Here is a 2,159-nt window from a genome sequence, read left to right as displayed (position 1 = left end):
GCATCCAGTACCGCCCCGACCTACTCGACGGGTTCCTCGCTCACACCGGCCTGACCCTCGAACCCGACACAACCTGACCATTCAAGATCTGTAGCTGTTGTCGCCAGCGGCAGTGGTCAGACCCATGACACGGCCGAGGCCGCACACGGGTTTTCCAACGTGTCGTTCGAGCAACTGACGGCCCTGGCGGGGTAGGCCGCGCAGGTCGTCCTCTGTGAGGGCTTGGTCGCCTCGGGCGATGCGCGCCAGCGGTAGCCCGGTAGCTTGGTGGAGGCGCTGCTCAGCGGTCAAGGTCGTCGTGCTGGCGGGGAAGTAGCAGCGCATACATGGACCGGTGGGCAGGGCTTCGTGCAGGCTGACCGTGGTGCCGGCGCGTCCACCGGTGCCGCCGTCAAGGACAAGGTCGGCATAGATGCGTTGGAGGTCGTGGCGTGCGGCGATGTTGTCGACGGCGCCGAGCACTATCTGCGGCATAGGCTTGTGGCCCGCGTCGATCTGGGCGATGAAGTCGTCGACCGTCCCGTGAACGCGGCGAATGTTCATGTGTTGGAGCGCTGCTTCGACTATGTCAACCTTGGGGAGTCGGGCGGCGGCGTCTTGACCGGTTCCGAGGCTGTAGGTGATCACGTTCGGCGGTTCGAAGATCTGGCGGTCGACGACGATCATCTCTCCGGTTGCTTCCAGGGCACGAAGGATGAGCGCGACGGCGGTGCCGATCGCACCCGCGCCGATGAGCGCCAGTCGCTCGACATGAAGGTGCTGCGGAGCCTGCTCATGTGGTGAGAAAAGTGCGACTGGGCAGAAGTCGAGCGCCTCGATGTGGCGGTGTGATCCTGGTCGGAGCGCGGTGACCGTCTTGAAGATCTCGCCGGTGAGCATGGCGGCGGTCAGGACGGAGCCGAGGCCGCTGCCGGCGTACCTTAGCTTCGGAAACGGGTGTCCTGGCCGTCGGATGTGCGTGCCGTGTCCGTCGGGGACGCCGCTGAGGTGCGCGGCTGCATGGTCGACACCGACCTGCACGTGGAGCGCGTTCGGCGGTGGAGCCCCAACCGTGATCGGGCGCTCCGGGTCGATACCGGCGGCGATGCTTGCGACTTGGTCTAGGAGGTCGTCACTCAAGCGCCGGGAGCCGTGACCGGGGTCGAGACTGAGTTGGATGGGCAAACGCCTCAGGTCTGCGACAAGGACGCGGAGGCACATGCTGCTGCCGGGCACAGTGGTGTCCACGGAGATATGGACCTGGGACGCTTCGATCCGGCCGCGAAGGCTTTCCGGTTCACCGCCCGTCGCGGATGTGGCGAGCAGAAGGCTGCGGCTGTAATCAGTCGGCACGTACACCATCTCCGTCGAAGACAACACTGTCGGTACGGGCCGTCGGGTCGCATCGTGGCGCCTCGGTCGGGGTCCAGTCCGATGTGAAGGTCCACCAGCGCCACCGAGCGGGGTCCTCGGGTGGGTTGTCGAACGTGGGGACAACCGCGCTACGGAAGCCCTTCACTCGCAGGCCACCCTCACGGTCGGTCCGGGACAGGAACGCTTCTTCAGCGTGCGAGTGAACCATCGCGCGGACCTGCAGCTCGTTGTCTTCGGCCCAGGTGAAGATCGCGTCGAAGGCGGGCCTGGTGACGATGAACAACCCGTGCTTGCGGACGATTCCGGTCGTGCCAGCGACCGCGACGACGCTCACCGTCGAGTCGCCGGGTTTTGTGAGCAGGAGGCCACCGGTCTCGACGCCGGCTCGGCCGTACCGGCGGATATCGGCGCAAAGGCGGGTGACGGCTGGAGCCGGCACGATGAGGTTGGGCTGACTCATGCGGCTCGTGCACCCCCGACCCGGTTGATGTCCTCGACGAGGTTCTCGACGACGAAGAGGAACGGATTGCCGGTGTTGCGCCAGGCGTGCGGGCCGGTCGCCCATTCCGCGTGGAGGGCCTGTCCCTCGGCGGTGAAGGGCTTGCAGATGTCGTTCGGGGCGCGATATCCACTCGCAGCGGGCCAGCCCCGGGCATCGCTGGTCGGCTGGCCGATCGCGGGAGCGAACAGTAGCGATGGTGGCCGGTGGGGGTAACTGTTCAGCTGGTTTGGGGTAGCCAGGTCTGTCGGTTGTGGAGTCGGGTGAGGGCTTCGAGGGCGTTGATGCCTTGCTTGCGGGCGGTGGA

The 2,159-nt window shown here is 66.3% G+C and carries 3 protein-coding genes; all 3 read right to left on the bottom strand.

Annotated features, from left to right (window positions below):
• Positions 1 to 81 precede the first annotated feature (81 nt).
• Positions 82 to 1,332, bottom strand: coding sequence for a ThiF family adenylyltransferase (locus AB0873_RS32330; RefSeq protein ID WP_366604570.1), 1,251 nt, complete (start codon positions 1,330 to 1,332; stop codon positions 82 to 84).
• Positions 1,322 to 1,687 carry a hypothetical protein gene (locus tag AB0873_RS32325; protein ID WP_366604568.1) on the bottom strand — a complete coding sequence of 122 codons (366 nt, stop codon included), beginning with the start codon at positions 1,685 to 1,687 and terminating at the stop codon, positions 1,322 to 1,324. Before AB0873_RS32325 ends, AB0873_RS32330 begins: the two co-directional genes overlap by 11 nt.
• A gap of 122 nt (positions 1,688 to 1,809) precedes the next feature.
• The coding region (locus AB0873_RS32320) for a hypothetical protein (RefSeq protein ID WP_366604566.1) at positions 1,810 to 2,159 on the bottom strand (350 nt) is incomplete at its 5' end.

This window comes from Micromonospora sp. NPDC047707 (genome assembly GCF_040704235.1).
In the GTDB taxonomy this organism is placed as follows: domain Bacteria; phylum Actinomycetota; class Actinomycetes; order Mycobacteriales; family Micromonosporaceae; genus Micromonospora.
The sequence above is the reverse complement of the archived record's forward strand: the minus strand, read 5'-3'. Positions and strand labels throughout refer to the sequence as shown.